Genomic DNA, 2,329 nt, shown 5'->3' with positions numbered 1-2,329 from the left:
CCACAAAGTCAATCTGCAAGTATTCAAATTCCCAATGGGGAGCCCGATCCTGATGAGGCAGCAAACTTACCAGAGTATGAAGTTATCCCAGGCTCGGTACACGACGGAGACACGCTGCGGGTTCGATCGTCCAAAGGTGAAGTGATCAAAGTGCGCTTTGCCTGTGTTGATGCGCCGGAATTAAAGCAGCCAATGGGTGAAGAAGCGCGCAATCACCTTCGATCGCTAGTGAATCGCGGTGGAAACAAAGTCAAGGTGCAAGCAATAACAGTCGATCGTTACGGTCGGACAGTTGCTCAACTTTGGAATAATTACGGCTTGATTCAATCACAAATGGCGATCGCTGGTATGGCGTATGGCTACGAGCAATACAAAAAAGATTGCCCGAACTGGTCGGCGATCGAATCAACTCAAGCCCAGGCGCAAGAAGCTAAGCTCGGAGTGTGGCGGCTGCCCGATGGTGGTCAGCGTCCCTGGAATTACCGCAAATCTAATCATTAGTTTGGGTTACAAAATTGTTGTTTCGAGTCCAAGAGTTTGTGATATGAATAAGCGCACAACATTATTTGTGAAGTTAAAATGGACAAACTCATTAAGATAGTTTTGATTATGTTAAGAAATAAAACAATACAGAATAAAATATTGTAAAGTGTGATATAGCCTTTCTCAGAAAGATGAGGTACGACTGGGCATAGGGCATAGGGCATAGGGCATAGGGCATAGGGCATAGGGCATACCTCACTTTTTTGAGAACCGCTATAGCACTACAATAGTAACATATATTTCTCACTTTTATCTTAATACCGAGGTGTTCCTATGACAATTGAACTTTCAAATCTAACATTCACTAATCAGGGTGATATTGTTCCCGCGTCTGGGGTAGAGCCAATATTCAATACTGGTACCTCTAATACTCTTGCTGGTAATGACATACTAACTGGCACTTGGAGTACTATCAGCGACGGAATCATCATCGATCCTTCCAAGTACATCCTTGGCGCTATCATTGGTCTCTACAACACGGGTACGCTTAATACCACCGATGGTAACGACATAATTACGGGCATTATCCCAAACCAAAATGTGGGGGGATTTTTTACTGCTGCGCTTTACAAGGAAGGAGGCGCTATTAATACTGGTGATGGTAACGACATAATTGCTGGTAGGTACGGGGTGATCGATAGCGTAGACTCATATGTAGGCTATGGCATTTACAGTCAAGGCACCATTGATACTGGTGATGGTGACGACTTAATTACTGGCACTGCCCCCAGGAATGGAGGGGGAATCAGCTTCTATGCTGAAGACATAATTACTGGTAATGGTAACGACACAATCAACGGTATAGGTGGTGTTGGTCTATCTAATACTGACACCAACATCGATACTGGAAATGGTGACGACATAATCACTGGTACTGGCATGGCAGGTATCCAGAACAACTATTCCACGATAACTACCAGTAATGGTAATGACATCATCACTGGCAATGGAGGCATCTTGAACTCAAGTCTTACCGCTAGAGGCATCTTGAGAAAAAGGGGTGTTATAAATACCGGCGATGGCAATGACATCATCACTGGTACGAGTACAGACAGCTATGGCATCATTAACATCAACCAATTTAGCATCATTGATACCGGGAATGGTAACGACGTAATAACTGGCATTAGCAGCATTGGCATTTACAATGAGGGTACCATTATTACTGGTAATGGTGAAGACTCCATGATTGCTGACGGAGGTTTTGGTGGCATGGGCAGCGTATTTTTAGAGAATGGTAAAGACTATCTCAAGGGTTTTGGTTCTGGTAATTTTAATGGCGGAAACGGTAAGGACACACTAGAATTAACGTCAGGAAGTTATACCGTAGGAATATCGGGAACAGGGGTGAATTTTACCAAAAATAGCATTACTATGATAACTTCCGAGTTTGAAAAACTAAAAGCTGGTAACACAACGTATGATTTCACCAGTTTAACTGCTGGTCAGATAATTACTGTCGCATAGCAGTCTATTTCTTCAACTTTAGGTCAAAGAACTTCATTAATTGATCGCTCTTTAATTTGTCCAGTAAACAAGTCTAACTTGTCCAGTGGACAAATTACGGAATACAAAAATACATAGGTTAACGCCGGGTGTTTTCTCTCGACCAGTTTCGTTTCTTATCTATAACGATAGATTAAGCTTGTGGCGTTGTTTTATCTTGCTGACTTGATTTCTTTCGTTTCAGCCATCCTCCCAGGCATAGACCTATAGCTGAACCAAAGATTGTGGTCGGCTCAGGTACAGGCTCAGTAGCATCGGCGGTTTCAATTATCAAACTGGG

The 2,329-nt window shown here is 43.0% G+C and carries 3 protein-coding genes; 2 read left to right on the top strand and 1 reads right to left on the bottom strand.

The window, feature by feature from the left end; all coding sequences use genetic code 11:
* Together ACUVJL_RS09170 and ACUVJL_RS09165 are read left to right on the top strand one after the other, a co-directional pair.
* A partial coding sequence (locus tag ACUVJL_RS09170) for a thermonuclease family protein (protein ID WP_445245556.1) occupies positions 1–501 on the top strand: 501 nt, incomplete at its 5' end.
* A gap of 315 nt (positions 502–816) precedes the next feature.
* Positions 817–2,010 carry a hypothetical protein gene (locus tag ACUVJL_RS09165; RefSeq protein WP_445245555.1) on the top strand — a complete coding sequence of 398 codons (1,194 nt, stop codon included), beginning with the start codon at positions 817–819 and terminating at the stop codon, positions 2,008–2,010.
* Between the two features lie 172 nt (positions 2,011–2,182).
* Here the strand turns inward: ACUVJL_RS09165 and ACUVJL_RS09160 are convergent, their stop codons facing one another.
* Complete coding sequence (locus tag ACUVJL_RS09160; RefSeq protein WP_445245557.1) at positions 2,183–2,323, bottom strand: PEP-CTERM sorting domain-containing protein; 141 nt, start codon at positions 2,321–2,323, stop codon at positions 2,183–2,185.
* Positions 2,324–2,329 lie beyond the last annotated feature (6 nt).

This window comes from Microcoleus sp. OTE_8_concoct_300 (assembly GCF_031383065.1).
GTDB lineage: Bacteria > Cyanobacteriota > Cyanobacteriia > Cyanobacteriales > Microcoleaceae > Microcoleus.
Note: the sequence above shows the minus strand (reverse complement) of the source record. Positions and strands in the feature narration are given on the sequence as shown.

Excerpts from the sequence above, each read along its gene's own strand:
- ACUVJL_RS09165 (WP_445245555.1), top strand. The coding sequence starts at position 817 with ATGACAATTGAACTTTCAAATCTAACATTCACTAATCAGGGTGATATT.